This is a genomic window from Marinobacterium nitratireducens (genome assembly GCF_014645375.1).
GTDB lineage: Bacteria > Pseudomonadota > Gammaproteobacteria > Pseudomonadales > Balneatricaceae > Marinobacterium_A > Marinobacterium_A nitratireducens.
The window spans coordinates 560,554-586,026 of record NZ_BMLT01000002.1; the positions used below are offsets into that span (position 1 = coordinate 560,554).

22 protein-coding genes are annotated in these 25,473 nt (G+C 64.3%); 21 read left to right on the forward strand and 1 reads right to left on the reverse strand.

All coding sequences use genetic code 11. The annotated features are described in order from the left end of the window. The first annotated feature begins 36 nt into the window (after positions 1–36). The 9 genes from IEX85_RS05475 (at position 37) to parC (ending at position 12,113) form a co-directional block, all read left to right on the forward strand. Entirely contained in the window at positions 37–219 is a 183-nt protein-coding gene (locus IEX85_RS05475; RefSeq protein ID WP_188859177.1) for a hypothetical protein, read from the forward strand. A gap of 122 nt (positions 220–341) precedes the next feature. Further along, positions 342–3,062, forward strand: coding sequence for a sensor domain-containing protein (locus IEX85_RS05480; protein ID WP_188859179.1), 2,721 nt, complete (start codon positions 342–344; stop codon positions 3,060–3,062). Positions 3,063–3,142: 80 nt separating this feature from the next. Next, the gene (locus IEX85_RS05485) at positions 3,143–4,909 is read left to right on the forward strand and encodes a GGDEF domain-containing protein (protein ID WP_188859181.1); all 1,767 of its coding nucleotides are present in this window, start codon (positions 3,143–3,145) and stop codon (positions 4,907–4,909) included. A gap of 289 nt (positions 4,910–5,198) precedes the next feature. Then, complete coding sequence (locus tag IEX85_RS05490) at positions 5,199–5,834, forward strand: NUDIX domain-containing protein (RefSeq protein ID WP_188859183.1); 636 nt, start codon at positions 5,199–5,201, stop codon at positions 5,832–5,834. Continuing rightward, a complete protein-coding gene (locus IEX85_RS05495) occupies positions 5,831–6,271 on the forward strand; it encodes a DUF1249 domain-containing protein (protein ID WP_188859184.1) in 441 nt (146 codons plus the stop codon). Before IEX85_RS05490 ends, IEX85_RS05495 begins: the two co-directional genes overlap by 4 nt. Before the next feature lie 54 nt (positions 6,272–6,325). Then, positions 6,326–7,117, forward strand: coding sequence for a phosphodiesterase (locus IEX85_RS05500; RefSeq protein ID WP_188859186.1), 792 nt, complete (start codon positions 6,326–6,328; stop codon positions 7,115–7,117). 179 nt (positions 7,118–7,296) lie between these two features. After that, entirely contained in the window at positions 7,297–7,929 is a 633-nt protein-coding gene (locus IEX85_RS05505; RefSeq protein ID WP_188859187.1) for a YqiA/YcfP family alpha/beta fold hydrolase, read from the forward strand. 14 nt (positions 7,930–7,943) lie between these two features. After that, positions 7,944–9,845, forward strand: coding sequence for a DNA topoisomerase IV subunit B (gene parE / locus IEX85_RS05510; protein WP_188859189.1), 1,902 nt, complete (start codon positions 7,944–7,946; stop codon positions 9,843–9,845). Positions 9,846–9,857: 12 nt separating this feature from the next. Continuing rightward, on the forward strand, positions 9,858–12,113 hold the full coding sequence (gene parC, locus IEX85_RS05515; RefSeq protein WP_188859191.1) for a DNA topoisomerase IV subunit A: 2,256 nt from the start codon (positions 9,858–9,860) through the stop codon (positions 12,111–12,113). 489 nt (positions 12,114–12,602) lie between these two features. On the opposite strand, the gene IEX85_RS05520 is transcribed toward parC, so the two are convergent. Then, entirely contained in the window at positions 12,603–14,084 is a 1,482-nt protein-coding gene (locus IEX85_RS05520; RefSeq protein WP_188859193.1) for a hypothetical protein, read from the reverse strand. Positions 14,085–14,377: 293 nt separating this feature from the next. Here IEX85_RS05520 and IEX85_RS05525 point away from each other — a divergent pair, with 293 nt between their 5' ends. From IEX85_RS05525 to lipB, 12 genes are all read left to right on the forward strand, one after another. Next, the gene (locus IEX85_RS05525; RefSeq protein ID WP_188859195.1) at positions 14,378–15,634 is read left to right on the forward strand and encodes a glutamate-5-semialdehyde dehydrogenase; all 1,257 of its coding nucleotides are present in this window, start codon (positions 14,378–14,380) and stop codon (positions 15,632–15,634) included. A gap of 6 nt (positions 15,635–15,640) precedes the next feature. Next, on the forward strand, positions 15,641–16,330 hold the full coding sequence (nadD, locus tag IEX85_RS05530; protein ID WP_229721800.1) for a nicotinate-nucleotide adenylyltransferase: 690 nt from the start codon (positions 15,641–15,643) through the stop codon (positions 16,328–16,330). Positions 16,331–16,336: 6 nt separating this feature from the next. Further along, positions 16,337–16,684 carry a ribosome silencing factor gene (gene rsfS / locus IEX85_RS05535; protein WP_188859197.1) on the forward strand — a complete coding sequence of 116 codons (348 nt, stop codon included), beginning with the start codon at positions 16,337–16,339 and terminating at the stop codon, positions 16,682–16,684. A gap of 3 nt (positions 16,685–16,687) precedes the next feature. Next, positions 16,688–17,155 (forward strand): 23S rRNA (pseudouridine(1915)-N(3))-methyltransferase RlmH, encoded by a 468-nt coding sequence (gene rlmH, locus IEX85_RS05540; RefSeq protein ID WP_188859199.1) that lies wholly within the window; start codon positions 16,688–16,690, stop codon positions 17,153–17,155. Between the two features lie 7 nt (positions 17,156–17,162). Further along, positions 17,163–19,085, forward strand: a complete 1,923-nt coding sequence (gene mrdA, locus IEX85_RS05545) for a penicillin-binding protein 2 (protein WP_188859201.1) — start codon at positions 17,163–17,165, stop codon at positions 19,083–19,085. Positions 19,086–19,158: 73 nt separating this feature from the next. Next, entirely contained in the window at positions 19,159–20,301 is a 1,143-nt protein-coding gene (rodA, locus tag IEX85_RS05550; protein WP_188859203.1) for a rod shape-determining protein RodA, read from the forward strand. A 48-nt stretch (positions 20,302–20,349) separates the two neighbouring features. Continuing rightward, positions 20,350–21,363: a lytic murein transglycosylase B gene (gene mltB / locus IEX85_RS05555; protein WP_188859205.1), complete on the forward strand. Its 1,014-nt coding sequence runs from the start codon at positions 20,350–20,352 to the stop codon at positions 21,361–21,363. After that, complete coding sequence (locus IEX85_RS05560; protein ID WP_188859207.1) at positions 21,360–22,298, forward strand: septal ring lytic transglycosylase RlpA family protein; 939 nt, start codon at positions 21,360–21,362, stop codon at positions 22,296–22,298. The genes mltB and IEX85_RS05560 overlap by 4 nt, the downstream gene beginning before the upstream one ends. An 83-nt stretch (positions 22,299–22,381) precedes the next feature. Next, positions 22,382–23,545, forward strand: coding sequence for a D-alanyl-D-alanine carboxypeptidase family protein (locus IEX85_RS05565; RefSeq protein ID WP_188859209.1), 1,164 nt, complete (start codon positions 22,382–22,384; stop codon positions 23,543–23,545). A 72-nt stretch (positions 23,546–23,617) separates the two neighbouring features. Then, the gene (locus IEX85_RS05570; protein ID WP_188859212.1) at positions 23,618–24,472 is read left to right on the forward strand and encodes an aminotransferase class IV; all 855 of its coding nucleotides are present in this window, start codon (positions 23,618–23,620) and stop codon (positions 24,470–24,472) included. Positions 24,473–24,475: 3 nt separating this feature from the next. Beyond that, positions 24,476–24,748, forward strand: coding sequence for a YbeD family protein (locus IEX85_RS05575; RefSeq protein ID WP_188859214.1), 273 nt, complete (start codon positions 24,476–24,478; stop codon positions 24,746–24,748). Further along, complete coding sequence (gene lipB / locus IEX85_RS05580; protein ID WP_188859215.1) at positions 24,748–25,467, forward strand: lipoyl(octanoyl) transferase LipB; 720 nt, start codon at positions 24,748–24,750, stop codon at positions 25,465–25,467. The genes IEX85_RS05575 and lipB overlap by 1 nt, the downstream gene beginning before the upstream one ends. Positions 25,468–25,473: the final 6 nt, after the last annotated feature.

Consider the following 25,473-nt stretch of genomic DNA (forward strand, 5'->3'; position numbering starts at 1 on the left):
AGTATCCCTCTGAAGGGAATCCTCTGGAGAAAACCGATGAATGACCTGACCCTCGATGAGCTCAATACTCTGCTGGCCGTATTCGAACGGGCCAATGTGGTCGAAGGCGAAGGCGCCGAGGGCTCCCTGATGGCGCGCCTGCGCGTCAGCCGGGACGAGCGCGCGGAGCTCGAGAGCATGGACTTCGACGACTGTCTGGGTGGAGCCTGCAAGCTCTGATGTGTCGTTGAGCCGGAGTTCAACGTGACGACGAAGCTCAAACCCCGCAACATCGGCGACCGCAACTGCGGTGGCCGGACCTCCAGGCGTCTGCCGTGATCGCGGGACGTCGGTCACAATCCGTGCCGGCTGCTGCCGCGCGGGTCGGCCTGTGCATGACGGCGTTGCTGGTACCGGCGCGGGCCCGGGCCGGCGACTGGTTATGGCAGCCGGACGTCACGCTGCTGATGGTCGGACTGGTGATTCTGTCGACGACGCTGTCGGCGCTTTACTGGTACGTGCACCGGCGCGCGCTGCTGCGCCGGATCGACGGGCTCGAAAACGATATCGGCAACCTGCGTGCGGCCTTCGATGCCATCCCCTATCCGATCACCCTCCAGGGTCCCGACGGACGCTATCGCGACTGCAACGAGTCATTTCGGCAGCTAAGCGGTCTGCCCGCGCAGGCGGTCGTCGGTCAGAACGCCAGCGATATTTTCCCGGCGCCGGTGGCACTGCGCATCATGGCCCAGGATCGCCTGGCGTTAAACGGCGGCAGTCCTCAGTGTGACGAGGATTGGGTCAATTTCGCCGGCCAGCGGCCGCGGCTCTACAGCATCCAGCGTCTGCCCCTCGGCGACGACAGGGGGCTGATGCTGCTGAGCCAGGATGTGACCCGGCAGCGCCAGCAGGAGCTTGGCATACGCCTGCAGAGCATCACCCTGGACTGTCTGTTGCGCGGCGAAGCGCTTAACCGGGTGCTGGATCGCCTGGCGGCCATGGTAGAGGATGCCTATGGCGGTATTGCCTGTTCGGTCATGCTGCTGGACAACGAGGGCAATCTGCGGGTCGCCGCCGCGCCCAGCCTGAGCCCGGCGTTTGTCGCTTCGGTCGATGGGCTGCCGGCGCTCGAGGGGGCCGGTTCCTGTGGCAGTTGTGCGGCGACCGGGCGGCGGGTACTGATCGATGACGTCCAGACCCACCCCTGGTGCGAGGGGATGCGTGAGCTGGCGCTGGATGCCGGGGTCTCGGCCTGCTGGTCGGAGCCCGTGATCGGCAGCCAGGGGGAGGTGCTCGGCACCTTCTGCCTCTACAGCTTCGAGATCGGCCTGCCGACGCCGGCGCAGATCGCGCTGCTCGAACAGGTGGTGCGGCTGGTATGTCTGGCGGTCGAGCGCAGCCGGCAGGAAGAGCAGCTGCGCAAGCTGTCCCGGGCGGTGGAGCAGAGCTCCAGCATGGTCATCATCATGAACGAGCGCGGCGCCATCGAGTATGTCAACGCCGAATTCTGCGAGGTCACCGGCTACCGGCTCGAGGAAGTTCAGGGGCAGGAGCTGCGGCTGCTGCAGGGGGACGAGTCCGACGACGATACCTTCCGGGAAATGTGGGAGCTGCTCAGAAGCGGATGCGACTGGCACGGCGAACTGCGGGCACGCAAGAAATCCGGCGCCCTGTACTGGTCGACGCTGTCGGTTTCGCCGATCGTCGAGGACGATGGCAGCGTCATCCACTTTGTCGGCATCAGCGAGGATATCTCGGCACAGAAGCAGAGTCAGGAGCAGATCGAGCAGCTCGCCTTCTACGATCCGCTGACGCAGCTCGGCAACCGGCGCCTGTTCCGCGAGCAGCTCGACCAGGAGTTGCGCAAGGTGCGGCGCAGCGGCAAGCAACTGGCGCTGTTCTACCTCGATCTCGACAACTTCAAGCAGATCAACGACACCCTGGGGCATGACGTCGGCGACCGGCTGCTGCAGGCCGTGGCGGAACGGTTGCGCCAGACGCTGCGCGAGTCCGATATCATTGCCCGCCTTGGCGGCGACGAGTTCATTATCCTGCTGCCTGAGCTCGAGGGTCTGCAGCAGGCCAAACGGGTGGCGGAAAAACTGCTGTCGGCGCTGCTGACGCCGATCGTTCTGGGCGCCCACGAAGTGCTGATTACTTTCAGCATCGGTATCACTCTGGCACCGGAGGACGGGGATTCCTGGGCGGTGCTGATGAAGAACGCGGATCTGGCGATGTACCGCGCCAAGCGTCAGGGTCGGGACAACTACCAGTTCTTCACGCGCGAAATGAACGAAGAGGTGATGCGCCGCGCCCGTATGGAGGGCGAACTGCGCATGGCGCTGGAGGAAAAACAGTTCCGCCTGCATTATCAGCCGCAGTGGAACCTGCTCGGCGGGTTGCAGCTGGTCGCGGTGGAAGCGCTGATCCGCTGGGACCATGCCGAACGCGGGCCTGTCTCCCCGGCGGAGTTTATCCCGGTGGCTGAGGAGCTAGGGCTGATCGTTCCGCTGGGGCACTGGGTGATCCGCGAGGCCTGCCGCGCCGGCAAGGTATTGTTCGATCAGGGGCACGAGGTGCGTGTGGCGGTCAACCTGTCGTTGCGCCAGTTCCGCGACCCGCTGCTGCTCGATACAGTCCGCAGTGCGCTGGATGACGCCGGCCTGCCGGCGCGTTTCCTGGAGTTCGAGATCACCGAATCGATGATCATGGACGATATTGGCCGGGTGCTCGAGATTCTCGGCGCGCTGAAGGCGCTTGGAGTCACCCTGGCGATCGATGACTTCGGTACCGGCTACTCGTCGTTGAGCTACCTCAAGCGACTGCCGGTGGACCAGCTCAAGGTCGATGCCTCCTTCGTGCGCGACATCCCCCAGGACCGCAACGATATGGAAATTGCCGCCGCGGTTATCGCCATGGCGCACAAACTCGGCCTCAAGGTGGTGGCCGAGGGAATCGAGACGCACGATCAGCTGGCGTTCCTGCGCGACAATCGCTGTGAGATGGGACAGGGCTATCTGCTGGCCCGACCGGCGCCGCTCGACGAGGTGCTGGAGATGCTGGAAGTCGAAATCGCCGACTGAAGCCCGGACTTCGGGCCTGTCACGGGGTTGTCATCAATGGTCGTTAATCTGGCGGCTATTTCCCCCGGTGATGCCACGAAATGCAAGCAACTCTTCGCGCCGAACCGGCGCCGAACCTGACCAGCCTGCTGGACCAGGTGATTCGCAATGAGTCACTGACCCCCGTTTTCCAACCCGTCGTCGATATTCAAAGCGGTGAGGTCATCGGTCACGAGGCGCTGATCCGCGGCCCGGTGAACACTCCGTTGCACATGCCGGGGCCGCTGTTCCAGACGGCGATGGGCGCCGGTCGCCTGTCCGAGCTGGAGCTGCTGTGCCGGCGCCTGGCGTTGCAGCGTTTCGCCGAGCTGAACCCGGCCGGCAAGCTGTTCATCAACGTCAACGCATCGCTGCTGGGGCTGCCGGGACACCCCCAGGGACTGACGCGGGAATGGCTCGAGGAACTCGATATTCCCCAGGAACGCATTGTCATCGAACTGTCGGAAGAGCACCCGTTCGACCATTCCGGCATCACCCGCGCTGCCGTACAGCACTACCGGGAGATGGGATTCTGGATCGCCATCGACGACCTCGGCTCGGGCTATTCGGGACTGCGGCTCTGGTCCGAGCTGGAGCCGGCCTACGTCAAGATCGACAGGCATTTCGTGCAGGGCGTCGACCGCGACAGCGTCAAGCGCGAGTTCGTCAAGTCGATCATCAATATCGGCAACAGCACGGGCTGTCGCATCGTGGCCGAGGGCATCGAAACCCAGGGCGAACTGCATACGCTGCAGCTGCTGGGTGTACGCTATGGACAGGGTTTCCTGCTGGGCAAACCCGAGGCATTGCCGGTCGCCGCCGGCGCCTGTCGCCATATCGCCATGCAGCCGCTGGATCGCACGCCCGGCCGCCAGCATACGGAAACCGCTTCCGTACTGCTGCGCCAGGCGCCGGCCGTGGCGCTTGACGACCCGATTGCGGCCGCTGCCGAGCTGCTGCGCCAGCATCCGGATCTGAGCGTGCTGCCGGTGCTGGAGGACGGACAGCCGGTGGGCGTGATTCGCCGAAACCAGCTTTGGGAACTCTATTCGACGCCCTACGGGCGAGCGCTATACGACCATAAGCCCGTTACCCGGCTGCTTTGCACCGACTTTCTTGCCGTCGATCAGACCATGCCGCTGGAGGAGGTCTCGCGGCGTCTGACCGGGCGCGACAGTCAGGATCTGCAGCAGGATATCCTGATCACTCAGGATGGCGGCTACCTCGGCATGGGCCATCTGCGCGACCTGTTGCGCAGTATTACCGAGCTGAAAATACGCAGCGCGCGCCAGGCAAATCCGCTGACCCAGTTGCCCGGCAATGTGCCGGTGAAGGACGAACTCGACCGGCTGCTCGAGGGGACCTGCGACATTCACGTCGCCTATATCGACCTGAACAACTTCAAGGCCTACAACGACCGCTACGGTTATGCCCGCGGTGATCAGGTCATCCGCCAGCTCGGCGACATGATCGACCGGCATGCCGGCGGGCCCGAGAGCTTCGTCGGTCATATCGGCGGCGACGACTTCGTGGTGATCTTCCGTCACGCTCTCTGGCGCGAGATCTGCGAGCGTATCGTGGAGGTGTTCGAACACTCCGTGAGCGAGTTTTACAATCCCGAGCACCTCGAGGCCGGCGGTATTCACGCCCTCGATCGTCAGGGCAAGCGTCAGTTCCACGGGCTGCTGTCGGTGTCGGTCGGGGTCGTCCACCCGGACCCCTATCGCTGCTCCAGCAGCCAGGAGGTGGCGGAGCTCGCCGCCGGGGCGCGCAAGGCGGCCAAGGGCAGCCTGGGGCCGGTGTACCTGTCCGCGCGCCGGGCGTTGTGATGGTGCATCCTGAGTGGTGAGTCGTTAGTGGTTAGGCGTTAAGCGTAAGGCGTAAGGGGCGGCGGCCGATAGATGTGTAGGAGCTCGCTCCGCGAGCGAACCGAAGATTGGCTGCGTGCTGCAAGGCTGTTCGCCTGTAGGAGCCCGGTCTCCGGGCGAATCCTTTCTGGCACTGCGGTTGTTCGCCCACGGAGTGGGCTCCTACGATTCACCACTAACCACTAACCACTCACCACTCACCACTCACCAATCTTTGCTATAGTGTCGTTTTTTGCGTTGGCAGGACGGCATGGGCAAGGACTGGAAACCCCAATTCGGGCACCGGGATTTTCGCATCGAGCAGGACGAGCCGCTGTATCACGGTTTCTTCCGCCTTGACCGCCTGAGGGTGACCCACCGCTGCTTTCTCGGCGGCGAAGTGACGATTCAGCGGGAACTTTATCGTCGTCGCGATGCCGTTTGTGTGCTGCCTTACGATGCGCAGCTCGACTGCCTGGTGCTGATCGAGCAGTTCCGCGTTGGCACCCTCGATCATCCGGACACGCCCTGGCAGCTCGAGCTGGTGGCGGGGCTGGTGGAGCAGGGGGAAAGCGCCGAGGATGTGGCCTGCCGGGAGGCGGTCGAGGAAGCGGATCTTGCGCTTGGCGAAATCGAGCACATCACCCGTTTCACACCGAGCCCCGGAGCGGCGCGCGAATATATCGACCTGCTCTGCGCCCGGGTCGACGCCCGCGATGCCGGCGGCGTTCATGGCCTTGCCGAGGAAGGTGAGGACATCAAGGTGCACAGGATAGCGAGCGACGCGGCCTTCGCGATGGTACGCAGCGGGCGCATCGATAACGCCCCGGCGATCATTGCGATACAATGGCTGGAAATGAACCGTCCCCGCCTGCGGGCGCGCTGGACGAACGCGGAGAACGAATGAAACGCAAGTACGTCCCCGACCTGACGCGGCAGATGGCCCAGTGCGAGGCCAACTACGCGCGCATGCTGAAACTGCTGCCGGAACTGGATAGCCGCGATAGCCGCGAGTTCCAGGTCTGCTGGCAGCAGCATCAGGTCGTGGTGCGTCTGCAGATCGAGGAGCGTTTCGCCTACACCACCACGGTGCTGGTGCAGCAAAAGCACGAGGGTGTATCGGCCTGGCTCGAGCCGCCGTCGCTGGTGGTGCGTCTCTATCACGATGCGGCGATGGCCGAGGTCATCTGTCTCAAGAGCCGGCGCCAGCTCGCCGGCGTCTACGGTTACCCCAACCGGGACATGCACCACCCTGATGAAAAGGTCCAGCTCAACGAGTACCTGGGCGAGTGGCTGAGCCTATGTCTCAGTCACGGTCACCATAACGAACCCGTCTTTGTGTAAGCGCCTGCATGGGGTTGGTTGCACGCGGCGTCGTCGGCCAGTGAGGCGCTGAGCATGGGGCGACTGCTCGTTCAGATCAGCGACTGTCATCTGCCGGCAGAGGCCGGCGGGCTTTTTCGCGGTACCGATCCACAGCGGCGGCTGCAGGCCGTGGTCGCCGATATCCGCATGCGCTTCCCCGATGTCGACTGCCTGCTGCTGACCGGCGACCTGACACACCACGGCGGCGCCGATGCCTACCACCGGCTGCTGGAGACGGTGGAAGGCCTGGCGCCCGACTGCTACTGGCTGCCGGGCAATCACGATCGCTGCGAGGTGATGCGCGATGTCGCCACCGGGCCGCTGCAGCAAAAGTGCATCGATCTTGTCCGCTGGCGCCTGCTGATGCTGGATTCGACGGCGCAGCCCGACGGGCGCGGCGGCGGCAGCCTGGCGCAGTCGGAGCTGAACTGGCTCGAGGCATCGCTGGCGGCGGCGGGGGAGCGGCCGGTGCTGATTGCACTGCATCACAATCCGGTCGCGGTCGGCAGCGCCTGGCAGGACGAAATCATGCTTGGCAATGCCGCCGACTTCTGGCGTATCGTGGACGCTTATCCACAGGTGCGGGGCGTGATCTTCGGACATGTGCACCAGGCCCATGCGTTGCAGCGAGGCGAGGTGTCGCTGTTTTCGGCGCCCTCGACCGCGGTGCAGTTCCAGGCCCATCAGGCAGAGTTCGCGCTGGAGCCGGATCCGCAGCTGGCGCGGCCCGGCTATCGACTCTACCGGCTGCAGGACGACGGGCGGCTGAAATCCCGCGTGATCCGGGTCGATGAGCTCACCGTGGCCGATCCCGGACAGCGCTGACCTTGCCTATTTGATCGGACTCCCCGAGAATCGGGCGGGTATTTACAAAATCCTTGATTTTCAATGACTCGCATTGGGCCTATCGAGTTTTGCCGGTGCGAGCCCGCGCGGCGGTGTCAGCCAGGTATCCGGCTGACGGGCTATCTTGTTGCGGCCATGCGGTCTTCGGAAGGATGAGAATGACGCAGACGTTAATAATCTATATCCACGGTTTCAACAGCTCGCCGGCGTCGGCCAAGGCGCGACTGCTGCACCGTTACCTCCTGACGCTCGGACTGGCCGAGCACTACCGGGTACCGGCACTGTCGCACTGGCCCGTCGAGGCGATGCAAAAGCTCGAGGCGCTGGTGAGCGCCGAGCCCGAACGCCCGGTGCTGCTGATTGGCAGCTCCCTTGGCGGCTACTACAGCACGGCGCTGGTGGAACGTTACGACAATTGTCGTGCGGTGCTGATCAATCCGGCGGTGGAGCCCGACCGGCTGCTGGCAGGCTGGCTGGGCGTCAACGAGAATATCTATACCCACGAAGCCTATATGCTGACGCCGCAGCATCTCGAACAGTTGCGGGCTCTGGGGCAGGGGCCGTTGCGCGATCCGTCGCGCTACCTGCTGCTGCAGCAGACCGGCGACGAAACGCTGGACTACCGCGAAGCCGTCGAACGCTACCGCGACTGCCCGCAGTTCGTTCAGCCCGGCGGCAGCCACGGCTTCGACCGCTTCGAGGATCTGCTGCCGGCGCTCCTGCCGTTCGCCGAAGGCCGGGTCGAGCTGCCCGAGCCCGTGGCATTGCCTTTTTCCCAGCTTGAGCACTGACAGGATTCGTAGCGATGGCGACACAGTACACAGCCGAGGCGATAGAAGTCCTCAGCGGTCTGGACCCGGTCAAGCGCCGGCCGGGCATGTATACCGAAACCGACCGCCCCAACCACCTGGCCCAGGAGGTGATCGACAACTCCGTCGACGAGGCCCTGGCCGGGCATGCCAGCCAGATCGATATCGTGCTGCACAAGGACGGCTCCATGACGGTCAGCGACGACGGCCGTGGCATGCCGGTGGACATCCACCCCGAGCAGGGCGTCAGCGGCGTCGAGCTGATTCTCACCAAGCTTCATGCCGGCGGCAAGTTCAGCAATGACAACTACCAGTATTCCGGCGGCCTTCACGGCGTTGGCGTATCGGTCGTCAATGCGCTGTCGAAACTGCTGGAGGTACAGGTCAAGCGCGACGGCAACGTTTACCGTATTGGCTTCGCCGACGGCGACAAGGTCTCGGAACTCGAGGTCGTCGACAGCTGCGGCAAGCGCAACACCGGCACCAGCCTGCGCTTTTTGCCGGATCCCAAGTACTTCGACAGCCCGAAGTTCAGCGTTTCGCGCCTCAAGCACGTGCTGCGCGCCAAGGCGGTGCTCTGCCCGGGGCTGCGCGTCACCTTCCACGACCAGAGCGATGCCAAGGCGGAGAAGGAGGAGTGGTACTACGAAGATGGCCTGGTGGCTTATCTCAAGGGCTCGACCCAGGTGTACGAGGCGCTGCCGGCGGAGCCGTTCAGCGGCAGTCTGCAGGGGGACGAGGACGCCGTCGAGTGGGCCGTGCAGTGGCTGGTGGAGGGCGGCGAGCAGATCACCGAGAGTTACGTCAACCTGATACCGACCGCCCAGGGCGGCACCCACGTCAACGGTCTGCGTACCGGTCTGCTGGAGGCGATGCGCGAATTCTGCGAGTTCCGCAATCTGCTGCCGCGTGGCGTCAAGCTGAGCCCGGACGATGTCTGGGAGCGCTGCTGCTACGTGCTGTCGGCCAAGATGCGCGACCCGCAGTTCGCCGGCCAGACCAAGGAGCGGCTGTCGTCACGCCAGATCGCCGCCTTTATCTCCGGTGCCATCAAGGATGCCTTTTCGCTGTGGCTCAACCGCCATGTCGAGGAGGGCGAGCAGCTCGCCGAGCTGGTGATCGCCAACGCCCAGCGCCGCCTTCGCTCCAACAAGAAGGTGGTGCGCAAGAAGGTCACCCAGGGCCCGGCGCTGCCCGGCAAGCTGGCCGACTGCGCCGGTGGCGATACCCAGGCCTCGGAGCTGTTCCTGGTGGAGGGCGACTCTGCGGGCGGCTCCGCCAAGCAGGCGCGGGATCGCGAGTTTCAGGCGATCATGCCGCTGCGCGGCAAGATCCTCAACAGCTGGGAAGTCGAATCCGGCGAGGTGCTCGGTTCCCAGGAGATCCATGATATTTCGGTGGCGATCGGCGTCGAGCCCGGCTCCGACAAGCTCGCGGGGCTGCGGTATGGCAAGGTCTGTATCCTTGCCGATGCCGACTCCGACGGTCTGCACATCGCCACCCTGCTGTGCGCGCTCTTCGTGCGTCATTTCCGCCCGCTGGTCGCTGCCGGCCACGTCTATGTGGCGATGCCGCCGCTGTACCGCATCGATGTCGCCAAGGAAGTGTTCTACGCCCTCGACGACGACGAGAAGAACGGTATCGTCGAGCGCATCCGGGCCGAGCGCAAGAACGCCAAGATCGGCGTCCAGCGCTTCAAGGGACTGGGCGAGATGAACCCGATGCAGCTGCGTGAAACCACCATGTCGCCGGACACCCGCCGGCTGGTGCAGCTGACCATCGAGGATGAAGACGGCACCGACGAGATCATGGACATGCTGCTGGCGAAGAAACGCTCCACCGACCGCCGCAGCTGGCTCGAGGACAAGGGCAATCTCGCTGACACCTCGATTGGTTAATGGATTGAGCAAATGAGTACAGAAACCACTTTCGAGAACGGCGTCGAACGCCTCTCGCTGAAAGATTTTACCGAGAAGGCGTACCTCGACTATTCGATGTACGTCATCCTCGACCGCGCCTTGCCACATATCGGCGACGGCATGAAGCCGGTGCAGCGTCGCATCGTTTACGCCATGTCGGAACTGGGCCTGAAGGCGACCGCCAAGTACAAGAAATCGGCGCGCACCGTCGGTGACGTCCTGGGTAAGTTCCACCCCCATGGTGATTCGGCCTGTTACGAGGCCATGGTGCTGATGGCGCAGCCGTTCAGCTACCGCTATCCGCTGATCGACGGCCAGGGCAACTGGGGCTCGCCGGACGACCCCAAATCCTTCGCCGCCATGCGTTACACCGAATCGCGACTGGCGCCCTACGCCGAGGTGCTGCTGAAGGAACTCGGCCAGGGCACGGTCGAGTGGGCGCCGAACTTCGACGGCACCCTGAATGAGCCGACGGTGCTGCCGGCGCGGCTGCCCAACGTGCTGCTCAACGGTACCACCGGTATCGCCGTGGGTATGGCCACCGACATACCGCCGCACAACCTGCGCGAGGTAACGGCGGCCTGCGTGCACCTGCTGGATCACCCGGAAGCGGACCTCGACCAGCTGTGCGAGTTCATCCCGGGGCCGGACATGCCCACCGAAGCGGAGATCATTTCCTCCCGCGCGGACCTGCGCAAGCTTTACGAGACGGGGCGCGGCTCGGTGCGCATGCGCGCGGTCTATCAGCGCGAGCAGGGCGAGATCATCATTACCGAGCTGCCGCACCAGGTGTCCGGCGCCAAGGTGCTGGAACAGATCGCCGCCCAGATGCAGTCCAAGAAGCTGCCGATGGTGGCGGACCTGCGCGACGAATCGGACCACGAACACCCGACCCGCCTGGTCATCGTGCCGCGTTCCAACCGCGTCGACGTCGAGCAGTTGATGGCGCACCTGTTCGCGTCGACCGATCTCGAGCGCACCTATCGCGTCAACCTCAACATGATCGGTATCGACGGCCGGCCCCAGGTCAAGGATCTGCGCCAGATCCTGACCGAGTGGCTGGTATGGCGTACCCAGGTGGTACGGCGCCGGCTGCAGCACCGTCTCGACAAGGTGCTGGACCGGCTGCATATCCTCGAAGGCCTGATGATCGCCTACCTCAATATCGACGAGGTCATTGCCATCATCCGCTACGAGGATGAGCCAAAGCAGGAGATGATGCGGCGCTTCAACATCAGCGAGCGTCAGGCAGAAGCGATTCTCGAGCTGAAGCTGCGCCACCTGGCCAAGCTTGAAGAGTTCAAGATCCGCGGCGAGCAGGAAGAGCTTGAAGCCGAGCGCAAGCGCCTCGAGGAAATCCTGGGCTCCGACAGCCTGCTGCGCCAGCTGATCAAGGAAGAGCTGGAGGCGGACGCCGAAACCTTTGGCGACGCGCGCCGTTCGCCGATCGTCGAGCGCGGCGAAGCCCAGGCGTTCAGCGAGAAGGACCTGCTCAGCGCCGATCCGGTCACGGTGGTGATCTCGAAGCAGGGCTGGATACGCGCTGCCAAGGGGCATGACATCGACGCCGAGGGGCTCAGCTACAAGTCCGGCGACGGTTTCAAACTGGCCTGTCCCGGCCGCATGAATCAGCCGACACTGCTGATCGACTCCACTGGCCGCAGCTATACCATCGATACCCATACGCTGCCGTCGGCGCGCGGTCAGGGCGAGCCCGTGACCGGCAGCATTTCGCTGCCCAAGGGCGCGACCGTCGAAGGCGCGATTTCCGGGCGCGACGATGACCGGGTGCTGCTGGCGTCCGATGCCGGCTACGGCTTCGTCGCCAGGGTGGCGGATCTGACCAGCAAGACCAAGAACGGCAAAGCCGCGCTGACGCTGCCGCAGAACAGCCAGACGCTGCCGCCGCTGCTGCTGCAGGATCCGGCCCGGGACTGGCTGGCGGCGGTGACCAGCGAGGGTCGCCTGCTGCTGTTTCCGGTCGCCGACCTGCCGGAGCTGGCCCGCGGCAAGGGCAACAAGATCATCAATATCCCGAGTGCCCGCGCCAAGGCGCGGGAGGAGCTGGTGGTGGCGCTGGCGACACTGCCGCCCGACGCCACGCTGCAGGTGCATGCCGGCCGCCAGCATCTCAAGCTCAGGGGCGCGGATCTCGAGCACTACCGCGCCGAGCGCGGCCGCCGCGGCAACAAGCTGCCAAGGGGTTACCAGCGTGTCGACAGGCTTGAAGTGCTGAGCCAGGAATGACACGGGAGGCTGCCGCGGCAGCCAACTAAGGTCTGGCCAAGGGGGGTTACCAGCGCCTGGGTTCGTAGGATGGGTCTAGCGATGCAATGGCAATTGCCTGACCGTCTGGCATGGCTCTCGGGCATCGCGTAACTCATCGTTGCCGCCCGCCAGAGCGATTTGGTGTGGCGGGTGCTGGAAGCGTAGGTCGTAGGATGGGTCTAGCGCTGCAATGGCAATTGCCTGACCGTCTGGCATGGTTCTCGGGCATCGCGTAACCCGTCATATCGTTCGTCGTCCAGATCGATGAGTATCGGACGGCACTTGACCACCCTGAAGCTTCCGTTGTTGGGTTACGCGGCTGCGCCGCTAGACCCAACCTACGAAGCCAGACCCAACAAGATCCGGTGTTGGCTCGGAACAGTCGTAGGAGCGGCGTCTCGCCGCGAATGACCGCGTAGCCGGACCGGTTCGCCGCGAGGAAGTGCCCGTAAGTTTGGGTGCGCGGCTCTACGGCTTGTTGATCAGGTGCTCGGCCTGTTTCTGCAGCAACTCTTCGTAGCCTTCGCTCAGGGTCAGGATCAGCACCTTGTCCTCGCTTTCGCGCCGCACGTCGGCGCCTTCGAGCAGATGCTGCTTGAGCATCGGTGCTTCGGTGAGCGCCGTGTGGCTGATCAGCTCGTTGCTCTGGGTCGAGCGGGTCAGGAACTGGGCCTCGTCGAGAATCCGTTCCCGGCGCTCGCGGTTGCCCCGTACCAGCGCCATGTGCAGGCTCAGCACCGGCTGGAAGTTGCGGATGCGGGACTGATTCCAGGTCCGGTACAGCAGCGTGAACAGCTTGGCCGCGCACAGGGCATTGGCGCCGTGGCCATCCTCTTCGACCGGGTCGCGGAACCAGATGCGGATATCGCCGTTGGCCAGGGGTTCGACTTCGCCGCTGTAGATGCCGGCGATCTGCTCGGCCTGGCGGCGATACTGCTGCAACAGTGCGGTGCGTTCCTCTTCCTCGACAAAGTCGGCGTGGCCGCTGGCGGCGTCGATCAGCAGCAGATACTGGGCGTCTTCCGGCGCCAGTATCAGTTCCAGCTCATGTTCGAAGCTGTAAAGGCCCAGTTGCTCCTCTTCGTCGTCGCGCGCGCGCAGCGGGTTGGCGCGGCGTGGCGCGGGTGCCGGCGGCGGCAGGTCCGGCTCGTCGTCGATATCGACGAACTGCTCGTCGTCCGTGCCCTGGGGCGCCGAGGGCTGGAAACGCGGCATCAGGCGCTCCTTGACCGGGCGCAGCAGGTCCAGCAAACCTTCGAACCCCGGCTCCTGGCGGCCGTTCTCCGGCGCAGGTTCAGGCTCTGCCACTTCTTCGTCCGTCGCGCCGGCTAGCGGCTGTGCCGCGTCGGCAACAGGCTCCTCCGGCTCCTGTTGCGCCTCCGGTACGGGCTGCGGCGGCTCCGTTGCGGGCTCGGGCGCCGTTGCGATCACGACAGGCTTCGGTCGCAGGCTGGTCCAGAGCGTTGCCAGCACCGCCAGCGAAGTCAGCAGCCAGAACAGGCCAAGCGGGTAGAGCTGCGCCAGTTGCCGGCGCTCCAGCGGCGCCGGGTCGAGCCAGAACTGCAGGCGGCCCAGGTTCTGCTGCTCTCGCTCCAGCGTCATCGACTGCTCGATTGGTCCGTCGCCGGCGCCGCTGCGGGCGACCAGCTCGCCGTCGGCGCTATGCAGGGCGATACCGGCGACGTCGGGTCGCTCGCCGAGCTCGTTGACCAGGTAGTTGAGACTGACGCGGTCGTCGGCCAGCAGCAGCGGCTGCAGCAGACGGGCGGCCTGGTGCATCAGGGCATTGCCGGTGTCGACGGTCTGCTGGCGTGCACTGTTGGCGGCGTCGTAACGCAGGTAGCCGACGCACAGCAGCAGCCCCAGGATCAGCACCAGGCCGACCTGGGTCAGGACACGGCGCCGCCGCGGGCGAAATTCGGTTGTCGGAGTGGCTTGGGCAGCGGACATGGGATCTGGATCGGTCTCGTAATCCGGGAACGGGAAAGAAGCCGATCATAGCAGCTATGCGAACAAGTCCCAATCAGGCGATGGCGTCAGGTTCCGCTCGTTGCCGGAGCACGGTTCCAGGGCGTGCAGGCGCCTGCCCGGGAGCCCTGCCCGCGGGGCGGCAGCAGGGCGCTGCGGACCTGCGCTGCGGAGCCGGCCGCTGCGTCGACGGCAAAATTCCAAATCCCTCATGCAATTAGGGAATCCGCGGCGGTATAATGCGCAGGTTTACGACCGGAATCCAAGGGCGGGGAATGAACGTAGAGTCATACATGATCGAACTGGGTCAGCGGGCGAGGGAGGCTTCCCGGCTGATGGCGCGTGCCGATACCGGCAAGAAGAATGCTGCGCTTAAATACATGGCGGAGGCGATCGAGGCCAGTCGCGAACGGCTGGCCGAGGCCAACCGCGAGGATCTCGAACGCGGCCGCGAGAACGGTCTCGATGCGGCCATGCTTGATCGCCTGGAGCTGACGCCGGCCCGGATCGACACCATGATCGAGGGGCTGCGACAGGTTGCCGCCCTGGCCGACCCGATTGGCGGCATCACCGATATGAATTACCGCCCAAGCGGTATCCAGGTCGGCAAGATGCGTGTGCCGCTGGGCGTCATCGGCATCATCTACGAGTCTCGCCCCAACGTCACCGTCGAGGCCGCCAGCCTGTGCCTGAAGTCCGGTAATGCCACCATCCTGCGCGGGGGATCCGAAGCGATCCACTCCAACCAGGCGGTAGCGGCCTGCATCGCCGAAGGTCTCAAGCGCGCCGGTCTGCCGGAAACGGCGGTGCAGGTGGTCGAAACCACCGACCGTGCCGCCGTCGGCCAGCTGATCACCATGCCCGAGTACGTCGACGTCATAGTACCGCGCGGCGGCAAGGGTCTGATCGAGCGCATCAGCCGCGAGGCGCGGGTGCCGGTGATCAAGCACCTCGACGGTATCTGCCATGTCTATCTCGACAGCGAGGCGGACAAGGCCAAGGCGATCAATATCGCGCTCAACGCCAAAACGCACCGTTACGGCACCTGCAACACCATGGAAACCCTGCTGGTCGATAGCGCCGTGGCGGGCGAGCTGCTGCCGGAGCTGGCCGAAGCCTATCGCAAGGCCGGCGTCGAGTTGCGCGGTTGCGAGCGCACCCGTGAGCTGCTGCCGGACGCCAAGGTCGCCACCGAAGAGGACTGGGCCACCGAGTATCTGGCGCCGGTGCTGGCGATCCGGGTGGTGGATGGGCTCGATGCGGCCATCGAGCACATCAACCGCTACAGCTCTCAGCATACCGATGCCATCGTCACCGAGAACTACACCAAGTCGCGACGCTTCCTGCGCGAGGTCGATTCCAGCTCGGTAATGGTCAACGCCTCGACCCGTTTCGCCGACGGTTTCGAGTATGGTCTCGGTGCCGAAATCGGTATCTCGACCGACAAGATTCACGCCCGTGGCCCGGTGGGCCTCGAGGGCCTGACGTCGGAGAAATACGTGGTACTGGGCGATGGTCATATCCGTCAGTAAGCCCGCATGAGCCAGGAGGTACGGGCCGTCGAGGGCGCGAATGCCTCCGGCGCCTACGTCTTCATGGGCGGCACTTTCGACCCCATTCACAACGGGCACCTGCGCACGGCGCTGGAGCTGCAGCAGTGGATGGGGGTCGAGCGTGTCTGTCTGGTGCCGTCCCGCAAACCGGTGCACCGTGAGGCGCCGGGCTCGTCGTCCGAAGCGCGGCTGACGATGGCGCAGCTGGCGGTGGCCGATGAGCCGGCGCTGGATGTCGACGACCGGGAGGTACGCTCCGGCCAGCCTTCCTTCAGCTACCTCACCCTGCGCTCGCTGCGTGCGGAGCTGGGGCCCGAGCGCCCGCTCTGCATGGTGCTGGGGATGGACGCCTACCTGGGCCTGCCAAGCTGGCATCAGTGGCAGGAGCTGATCGAACTTTGCCACATCATCGTGGTCCGTCGTCCCGGTTACATCTACGAGCCGGATCCCGGTATGGCCCGTTTTACGCGGGCCCATGAAACGACGTCTCTGGCGGCGGTGCTCGGTTCGCCCTGCGGCCGGGTGCTGATGCACGAACTGACGCCGCTGAGTATTTCCGCCACCCAGATACGACAACTGGTGGCCAAGGGGCTGTCGCCCCGCTATCTGTGCCCCGACCCTGTCTGGCACTTTATTCAACAACACAGGCTTTACGGTCTTAACGAGGGTAGTTAACCGAAGATGCAGATCGATCAACTGATCAAGGTGGCGCAGCAGGCGCTGGAAGACATGAAGGCCAAGGATGTCGTATTGCTGGATGTACAGGGAAAGTCCAGCGTCACCGACTTCATGCTGATCGCCAGCGGCACCTCCCGCCGGCACGTCAACTCCATCGCCGACGAGGTGGTCGAGAAGGTCAAGGAAGCAGGCCTGCGTCCGCTGGGTACCGAAGGTCAGGAAACCGGTGACTGGATCCTGGTGGATCTGGGCGACCTGGTCGTTCACGTCATGATGCCGGATGCCCGCAGCTTCTACGACCTGGAACGACTCTGGCGCTTCGAAGAGGACACCGCCGAGGCATCGGAGTAGGAAATGAAGGTCCGTCTGATCGCCATCGGCGGCAAGATGCCGCGCTGGGTGACCGAAGGCTACGACGAATACGCCAAACGGCTGCCGCAGGATCTGTCGCTGGAACTGGTCGAGCTGCCGCTCGGCCATCGCGGCAAGGGCGCGGACCTGGCGCGGGCCAAGCGCCAGGAAGGCGATCAGATGCTGGCGGCGATCCCGAAGGGCGATCGGGTGGTGGCGCTGGAGGTCGGTGGCCGTAACTGGTCGACCGAGCAGCTGGCGTCGCAGCTCGAGGACTGGCGCATGGACGGCCGCAACCTGTCGTTGCTGGTGGGGGGGCCGGATGGCCTCGATGCCCGCTGTGTCGCGGCGGCGGACCTCAAGTGGTCGCTGTCGGCGCTGACGTTGCCGCACCCGCTGGTGCGGGTGCTGCTGGCGGAGCAGCTGTACCGCGCCTGCACCATTTTGCAGGGTCATCCCTACCACAAATAGCGATTTCATGGCCTTCGAACGCTTCAAGGATTACAGCCAGGAGAGCCGCACCTTCCGTATTCGGGCGGCGCTCGCCTTCCTGGTGGTGCTGGCGCTGGTCGGGCTGCTGGTGGCCCGGCTCTACTATCTTCAGGTGCTGGAGTACGACCGCTTCGCGGCGATGTCCGAGGACAACCGGGTGCATCTGCAGCCGGTTGCGCCCACACGCGGGCTGATTTACGACCGCAATGGCATCCTGCTGGCGGAGAACCGGCCCAGCTACAGCGTTACGCTGCTGAAGGAGGAGGTGAAAGATCTCGAAGGCACCCTCTCCATGCTGCAGCAGCTGATTCCGATCACCGATCGCGAGCTGGAGCGGTTCCGGCAGCGCTACGCCCAGCGTCGGCGTCCCTTCGAAACGGTGCCGCTGCGCTTTCGTCTGACCGAGGATGAGATTGCCCGCATCGCGGTCAACTATCATCGTCTGCCCGGGGTGCAGGTCGAGGCGGACCTGATCCGTCACTATCCCTTCGGCAAGGCGCTGGTACACGCGCTGGGTTACGTCGGCCGTATCAACGAGGCCGAACTGCAGCGACTGGACCCGAACAACTACGCGGCCACTCACTACATCGGCAAGCTCGGCATCGAGAAATTCTACGAGCCGGTGCTGCACGGCAAGGTCGGCTTCCAGAAGGTCGAGACCAACGCCCGCGGCCGCGTGTTGCGGGTGCTCGAGCGTACCGACCCGGTGCCCGGCGAGGATCTGGTGCTGAGCCTCGACCTGCGGCTGCAGCAGATCACCGAAAAGCTGATCGATGGCCGTCGCGCCTCGGTGGTGGCGATCGACCCCAAGACCGGCGGTATTCTGTCGCTGGTCAGCGAACCGGGTTACGACCCCAACCTCTTCGTCACCGGCATCTCCAGCAAGGACTACAGTGCGCTGCGCGACTCGCCGGACCTGCCGCTGTTCAACCGCGCGCTGCGCGGCGGTTATCCGCCCGGGTCCACCATCAAGCCGGTCATCGCCCTGGCGGCGCTGGACGGGGGGGTCGTCACGGCCAACCATACGGTCTGGGATCCGGGCTTCTTCACCCTGACCCAGGGCGGGCGTCGTTACCGCGACTGGAAGCGCGGCGGTCACGGCCGTGTCGACATGAATCTGGCCCTCGCCCAGTCCTGCGACGTCTGGTTTTACGATGTGGGCTACCGCATGGGTGTCGACCAGATGTCCAGCTACCTCGGTCGTTTCGGCTTCGGTGCGGTGACCAGCCTCGACCTGCCGGAAGCGATTCCGGCGGTACTGCCGTCCAAGGAGTGGAAGCGTGCGGCGCGCAACCGGCCCTGGTATCCCGGTGATTCGGTCAACCTCAGCATCGGCCAGGGCTTCCTGGTGGCCACTCCGTTGCAGCTGGCCACCGCGGCGACGGTGCTGGCGAACCGCGGCGAGTGGGTGCAGCCCAAGCTGCTGCGGGGAGCCCTGCACGAGGATGAAGCCGGCAACCAGGTCATCGAGATGCCGGAACTGGAAGATCCGAGGCCGACGCCACCGGACATCCTTACCCGCAGTCCCGCGTACTGGGATCAGGTGATACAGGGCATGGTGGATGTCATGCACGGCGAGCGCGGTACCGCGCGCAAGGTGGGTCACGATGCGCCCTACACCATCGCCGGCAAGACCGGTACGGCCCAGGTGGTCGGCATCAAGCAGGACGAGCGCTACGACGCCAGCAAGCTCGACGAACGTCACCACGACCACGCGCTGTTCATTGCCTTTGCACCGGTCGAGGATCCGCAGATCGCCGTCGCGGTGGTGGTCGAGAACGGCGGCGGCGGCTCCAGTACCGCGGCCCCCATTGCACGCCAGGTCATGGATGCCTGGCTGCTGGGCGTGGACCCGACCGTCGATCCCATCGACGAGGACGCCGTGCAGGAAATGGAGGTATCCCGATGAACTCGCGAGGTAGGGTGCCGGTGAGCGAAGCGAACCGCAACGCTGTGATCGTATTCTGGCGGGGGGGGATGCGATGAGCCTTCGCGATTTTCAGCGTTCGATGCCCGAGTCCGGACAGCATCTCGCCGCCCGTCCGGGCTGGTGGTCGTACACCCATCTCGACGCCTGGCTGATGCTGTTTCTGCTGATGCTCTGCGGTTTCGGTCTGTTCGTGCTCTACAGTGCGTCGGGGCAGGATATCGACTACGTGACGCGTCAGGCCGTTCGCATGGGCGCCGGATTTGTCGTGATGATCGTGCTGGCGCAGCTGACGCCCCGTTTTCTGTCGCGCTGGTCGCCCTGGCTCTATGCCGTCAGTATCGCGCTGCTGGTGGCGGTTCTGCTGTTCGGCGTCGGCGCCAAGGGCGCGCAGCGCTGGCTGGCGCTGCCGGGTTTCCGCTTCCAGCCGTCGGAGATCACCAAGCTGGTGCTGCCGCTGATGATCGCCTGGTATCTGGCCAGCCGGCCACTGCCACCGCGCATCTGGCATATTCTGCTGTCGCTGGTACTGATCGGCATCCCCACGGTGCTGATCATGAAACAGCCCGACCTTGGCACCTCGCTGCTGATCGCGGCATCCGGCGTTTTCGTGCTGCTGCTGTCGGGCGTCTACTGGCGTTATGTCTTCATCGCGCTGGCGGCCGCCGGTGCCGCGCTGCCGGGCCTGTGGATGGTGATGAAGGAGTATCAGCGCCAGCGCGTGCTCACCTTCCTCGACCCCGAGAGCGATCCGCTGGGGTCGGGCTGGAATATCATCCAGTCCAAGACCGCGATCGGCTCGGGCGGCGTCTGGGGCAAGGGGTATATGGACGGCACCCAGTCGCAGCTGGATTTTCTGCCCGAGTCCCATACCGATTTCATCATTGCGGTGATTGCGGAGGAACTTGGGCTCGTCGGTGTACTCACACTGCTGATCCTCTACCTGCTGGTGATCGGTCGCGGCCTTATCATCGCCAGTCAGGGGCAGGACAGCTTCGGCCGGCTGGCCGCCGGCAGTATCATTCTGACGTTTTTCGTCTATGTGTTCGTGAACATCGGCATGGTCAGCGGACTGCTGCCGGTGGTCGGTGTGCCGCTGCCCTTGATCAGTTACGGCGGTACCTCTATTGTGACGCTGATGGCCGGGTTCGGCATCATGATGTCGATCCATACCCACCGGCAGATGCTGCGTCGATAAACTGCAACGTGCCCACGCCGGTGACAGTACCGGTTTAAAGGATTGAACATGCGTAAAGTACTAGCCCCCGCAATGGTTACACTCGCACTGGTGCTGCAAAGCGGCTGTGCCTCCACGGCGACCGGTATGGGTACCGGCTATGCCAATCACCCCGACGCTCAGCCGCTGATCAACGAGCTGGTTGCCGAGGGCTTCGATCGCCGTTATCTGGAGGATCTGCTGGGCGACGCCAGCCGTCAGGAATCCATCCTCAAGGCAATGTCCCGACCGGCGGAGCGGCGCCTGAACTGGGGCGAATACCGCAAGATATTCATCGAACAGCAACGCATCGATCAGGGCGTTCAATTCTGGCGAGAAAACGCCGCCGCTCTGGCCCGCGCCGAGCGCGAGTACGGCGTGCCGGCCGAGATCATCGTCGCCATCATCGGTGTCGAGACGCGCTATGGCCGTATCACCGGCAGCTATCGCGTGATCGACGCGCTGGCGACACTCGGCTTCGACTATCCCAAGCGCGGCGAGTTTTTCCAGGGCCAGCTGAAGGAATACGTGCGCCTGGTGCAGGAGGAGCAGATCGACCCGCTGTCGCTCAAGGGCTCCTACGCCGGTGCCATGGGCTACGGTCAGTTCATCCCGTCGAGCTACCGCGCCTATGCGGTGGACTTCGACGGCGACCACAAGCGCGACATCTGGAACAACAAGACCGATGCCATCGGCAGCGTCGCCAACTACTTCGCCGAGCACGGCTGGAAGAACGGCGAACCGGTACTCAGCAATGTGGTGATCAACAAACCGGCCGATCCGTCCTGGTTCAATGCCGGCCTGAAGCCGGAAGTGTCGCTGGCGCAGTGGCGCGAACGCGGCATCACCACCCGTCAGGGACTCGATCAGGACCAGTTGGCGACGCTGATGGAGTTCCAGACCGCCGACGGTGAGTTCTATCGCCTGGGACTGCACAATTTCTACGTCATTACCCGCTACAACCACAGCCGTCTCTACGCCATGGCCGTCTACGAGCTCAGCCAGCTGATCCGCGACGCCTACGGTCGGAGCACCCAGGGATGAAGCGGCCGGCGTCGGGGCTGGCCTTGATGCTGGCGTTTGGCCTTCTGGCCGGGTGTGCCGGCAAGGTTAAGGACGAGCAGGCCGGCCAGTCCGGGGAGGCGTCGGCCGGACCCAACGCCGGTCGCTATGCCCTGGAGCACGATGTCGCGCCCAAGGACCCGATCGATGTCTCCCGGGTGCCCGATGCGGTGCCCCGCATCGAGCCGAAAAGCCGGGGCGGCAATCGCAGCCCCTACGAGGTATTCGGCAGGACCTACCATGTCATGAACAGCGCCAGCGGTTACCGCGAGCGCGGTACCGCGTCCTGGTACGGCCGCAAGTTCCATGGCTACGAGACGTCCAACGGCGAGGTGTACGACATGTACAGCATGACCGCTGCGCACAAGTCGTTACCGCTGCCCAGCTACGTGCGGGTGACCAACCTCGACAACGGCCGCCAGGTGGTGGTGCGGGTCAATGATCGCGGACCTTTCCACCAGGGGCGCATCATCGACCTTTCGTACGCTGCCGCGCATCGCCTGGGGATGCTCGGCAAGGGTACCGCCCGGGTCGAGGTGACGGCGCTCGATGCCCGCCAGTCGCTGAGCAGCGGCGAGCTGGTCAAGGCTGGCGCGGCAGCGCTCGAATCGGAGTCCAAGGGCGCGGCGGTATCCCCGCCTGCCGTGAAGCCGCGCGCGCCGGCGCCTGTGTCCGCACAGGGCCGCTATCTGCAGGTCGGGGCCTTTGCCGACGTCTCCGCCGCCGACCGTATCGGCAAGCGTCTGGGACCCCTCTCGCCGGGGCTGGATCTGCGTGTCACACCTGTGCAGCTTGATGGCCGTACGCTTTATCGCGTTCAGCTCGGGCCGGTGCCGGATACCGCGACCGAACAGCGGCTGATGCGCCAGCTGGCGGACGCCGGCTACGGCGCGGCGCGGCCGGTGGACTTGCCCTGAGTGGCTGGGTAGAGTAGAACCTTTGCCCGCCCGGCGCGTCTACCCGACAGCTTTTTCCTTTTAATCTCCAGCAATCACTGACCATGGCATATAGACTGATTTCAAAACCGTTTCTTTACCTGTTTTTGTTCGCATTCGGCCTGGCAGGACAGCTGCAGGCTGCCACCATGATTCCGGCTGCGCCGCAGATCAACGCCACCTCCTATCTGGTGATGGATGCCGATACCGGCGAAGTATTGCTGTCCGATCGTGCCGACGAGCAGTTCGCCCCGGCGAGCCTGACCAAAATGATGACCAGCTATATCGTCGAGTACGAGCTGGCCAAGGGCAACCTGTCCAAGGACGACATGGTGCCGATCAGCGTCAAGGCCTGGCGTACGGAAGGCTCGCGCATGTTCGTGCGCGAGGGGACGTCGGTGAAGCTGATCGACCTGCTCAAGGGCATCATCATCCAGTCGGGCAACGACGCCTCCGTGGCCGTGGCCGAGCATATCGGCGGCAGCGAGTCGGCTTTCGCCGACCTGATGAATCAGCACGCCAGCCGCCTCGGGATGCGCAATACCCACTTCGTCAACGCCACCGGTCTGCCGGCCGACGGACACCTGTCGACGGCGCACGACCTGGCCAAACTGGCGGCTGCCATCATCAAGCAGTTCCCGGAAACCTACCCGATCTACGCCGAAAAGTACTTTACCTACAATGATATTCGCCAGCCCAACCGCAACCGCCTGCTGTGGCGCGACGACTCGGTCGATGGTCTGAAGACCGGTCATACCGAGGAGGCCGGCTACTGTCTGGTGGCCTCGGCCAAGCGCGACGACATGCGTCTGATCACGGTGGTTCTGGGTACCTCCAGCGAGGAAGCGCGTGCTCAGGAAACCCAGAAACTGCTCTCCTATGCCTTCCGCTATTTCCGTACCCACAAGCTGTACGACAGCGGCTCGCCGCTCAATACCGCCAAGGTCTGGGGTGGCAGCAGCGATGAGGTTCACCTGGGACTGACCGAGCCGCTGGCGGTCACAGTGCCCCGCGGCCAGTCCGAGCAGCTCGAAGCGTCGCTGGATATCGACCGGGTGATCGAGGCGCCCATCGCCCTGGGGCAGGAATTCGGCAAGGTCAGGGTGACGCTCAACGGCGAAACCGTACGCGAGGTGCCGCTGGTGGCGCTCGAAGAGGTGCCGGCCGGCGGTCTGCTCAAGCGCATCTGGCACAGTATCCTGCTGTTCTTCTTCAGCCTGATCGGCTAAACCTAGAGCAGGGCTTATCGCAACCGCCCACGGCCCGGCCGTGGGCGGGCGGACCTTGCGTTTGGGGTGAAGATGGATATCGTATATCTCGACGGACACTATATCCCCGCCGGCGAGGCGCGCATCTCGCCGTTCGACCGCGGATTTTTGTTCGGCGACAGCGTCTATGAAGTGATACCCTATTTCCGTGGTACCGGTTTCAGGCTGCGGGAGCACATTGCGCGCCTCGAGCACAGCCTGCGGGCGGTGCGCATTCGCAGCGGGCGCGACTGGTATGCCATCCTCGACCGGCTGGTGGAACTGAACGGCGGAGGCAATCTATCGGTCTATCTTCAGGTGACCCGTGGCGACAGCGGCAGCCGAAGCCATGCCTATGATGCCAGTCTCGAGCCCACCGTCTTTGCCTGCTGCGCGCCGGTGCGCGACTTCGCGTCGGTTGCGGCAAAGGATGTGAAAGGGCTGGCCGCGATCGTCACCGCGGATCTGCGCTGGCATCGCTGCGATATCAAATCCACCTGCCTGCTGCCCAACATCCTGGTGCTGCAGCAGGCAAGAGACCACCAGGCCGACGAGGCGCTTTTGCTGCGTGACGGCCTGGTCACCGAAGGGACTTCGTGCAATATCTTTCTGGTGCGCCAGGGGGTGGTTTACACACCCAAGCGCAGCTCGGAAATACTGGGCGGCATCACGCGCGAACTGGTGCTGGAACTGGCCGACGAGAACGGCATCCAGTATCAGGAAGCGGATATCGACTACGATGCGCTTATGGCGGGCGACGAGGTCTGGATCACCAGTTCGACCCGCGGTGTATTGCCGGTAACCCGCATCGACGGTCAGCCTGTCGGTGACGGCGAGAAAGGGCCGCTCTGGGCCCGGATGTTTGAACTGTTGACCCGTTACCAGCGCAGGCTGATGACGGGGGAGTGACTGATGAGCGAGCAACAACCCCCGAAAATCGAGTTTCCCTGTCCCGACTATCCGATCAAGGTGATCGGTCACAATGCCGACGACTTCCGCGGCTTTGTCATCGAAACGGTGCAGATTCACGCACCGGATCTCGATATCACCCAGGTGACGGTGCAGGACAGCCGTAACGGCCGTTTCCAGTCGGTGCGGTTTACCATCACCGCCACCGGAACCGACCAGCTGAAGGCTCTGCATACCGAATTGATGGCCTCCGGTCGCGTACAGATGGTGATCTGATGGCGCCGGCCGAACAGCAAGGTTCCGCGGCTTTGGCCAGTGCCGCCGATACCCTGTATCTGCGCGAACTCGGACGGGTGCCGTATCTCGACACCTGGCAGCGGATGCAGGATTTTACCCAGAATCGCGACGATACGACCCCGGACGAAATCTGGCTACTCGAGCACGAGCCGGTCTATACCCAGGGGCAGGCCGGCAAAGCCGAGCATGTGCTAAATGCCGGCGATATCCCGGTGGTGCAGGCTGACCGGGGTGGCCAGGTGACCTATCACGGTCCCGGCCAGCTGGTGATCTACCTGCTGCTGAACCTGCGCCGCAGGGGCCTCGGCGTGCGCGAGCTGGTGGATCTGATGGAGCAGTCGGTGGTCGAACTGCTGGCCGGGTACGGCGTCGAGGCCTATCCCAAGCCGGACGCTCCCGGTGTCTACGTTGGCGACGCCAAGATCTGTTCGCTGGGACTGCGGGTGCGCCGCGGCTGCTCCTTTCACGGCCTGGCGCTGAATCTGGACATGGATCTGGAGCCGTTCCTGCGCATCAACCCCTGCGGTTACGCCGGCATGGCGATGACCCAGCTGTCGAGCCTGGTCCCGCAACTCGACAGCGCGGAGGCCAGTCGCCGCCTGGGCGATATTTTGATCAATAAAATCGGGTATACTACTGTTCTTTTCCACGCCAACGGGCGTGATGAAGCAGAGACCCGCGAAAACAGAGTGGATTAGAGCGTT

Coding starts and splice junctions, on each gene's coding strand:
- mrdA (WP_188859201.1), top strand. CDS start 17,163: ATGGCCTTCGAACGCTTCAAGGATTACAGCCAGGAGAGCCGCACCTTC.
- rlmH (WP_188859199.1), top strand. CDS start 16,688: ATGAAGGTCCGTCTGATCGCCATCGGCGGCAAGATGCCGCGCTGGGTG.
- IEX85_RS05520 (WP_188859193.1), bottom strand. CDS start 14,084: ATGTCCGCTGCCCAAGCCACTCCGACAACCGAATTTCGCCCGCGGCGG.
- IEX85_RS05505 (WP_188859187.1), top strand. CDS start 7,297: ATGACGCAGACGTTAATAATCTATATCCACGGTTTCAACAGCTCGCCG.
- rodA (WP_188859203.1), top strand. CDS start 19,159: ATGAGCCTTCGCGATTTTCAGCGTTCGATGCCCGAGTCCGGACAGCAT.
- IEX85_RS05525 (WP_188859195.1), top strand. CDS start 14,378: ATGAACGTAGAGTCATACATGATCGAACTGGGTCAGCGGGCGAGGGAG.
- parC (WP_188859191.1), top strand. CDS start 9,858: ATGAGTACAGAAACCACTTTCGAGAACGGCGTCGAACGCCTCTCGCTG.
- parE (WP_188859189.1), top strand. CDS start 7,944: ATGGCGACACAGTACACAGCCGAGGCGATAGAAGTCCTCAGCGGTCTG.
- rsfS (WP_188859197.1), top strand. CDS start 16,337: ATGCAGATCGATCAACTGATCAAGGTGGCGCAGCAGGCGCTGGAAGAC.
- IEX85_RS05575 (WP_188859214.1), top strand. CDS start 24,476: ATGAGCGAGCAACAACCCCCGAAAATCGAGTTTCCCTGTCCCGACTAT.
- IEX85_RS05560 (WP_188859207.1), top strand. CDS start 21,360: ATGAAGCGGCCGGCGTCGGGGCTGGCCTTGATGCTGGCGTTTGGCCTT.
- IEX85_RS05495 (WP_188859184.1), top strand. CDS start 5,831: ATGAAACGCAAGTACGTCCCCGACCTGACGCGGCAGATGGCCCAGTGC.
- IEX85_RS05500 (WP_188859186.1), top strand. CDS start 6,326: ATGGGGCGACTGCTCGTTCAGATCAGCGACTGTCATCTGCCGGCAGAG.
- lipB (WP_188859215.1), top strand. CDS start 24,748: ATGGCGCCGGCCGAACAGCAAGGTTCCGCGGCTTTGGCCAGTGCCGCC.
- mltB (WP_188859205.1), top strand. CDS start 20,350: ATGCGTAAAGTACTAGCCCCCGCAATGGTTACACTCGCACTGGTGCTG.
- IEX85_RS05565 (WP_188859209.1), top strand. CDS start 22,382: ATGGCATATAGACTGATTTCAAAACCGTTTCTTTACCTGTTTTTGTTC.
- IEX85_RS05570 (WP_188859212.1), top strand. CDS start 23,618: ATGGATATCGTATATCTCGACGGACACTATATCCCCGCCGGCGAGGCG.
- nadD (WP_229721800.1), top strand. CDS start 15,641: ATGAGCCAGGAGGTACGGGCCGTCGAGGGCGCGAATGCCTCCGGCGCC.
- IEX85_RS05475 (WP_188859177.1), top strand. CDS start 37: ATGAATGACCTGACCCTCGATGAGCTCAATACTCTGCTGGCCGTATTC.
- IEX85_RS05490 (WP_188859183.1), top strand. CDS start 5,199: ATGGGCAAGGACTGGAAACCCCAATTCGGGCACCGGGATTTTCGCATC.
- IEX85_RS05485 (WP_188859181.1), top strand. CDS start 3,143: ATGCAAGCAACTCTTCGCGCCGAACCGGCGCCGAACCTGACCAGCCTG.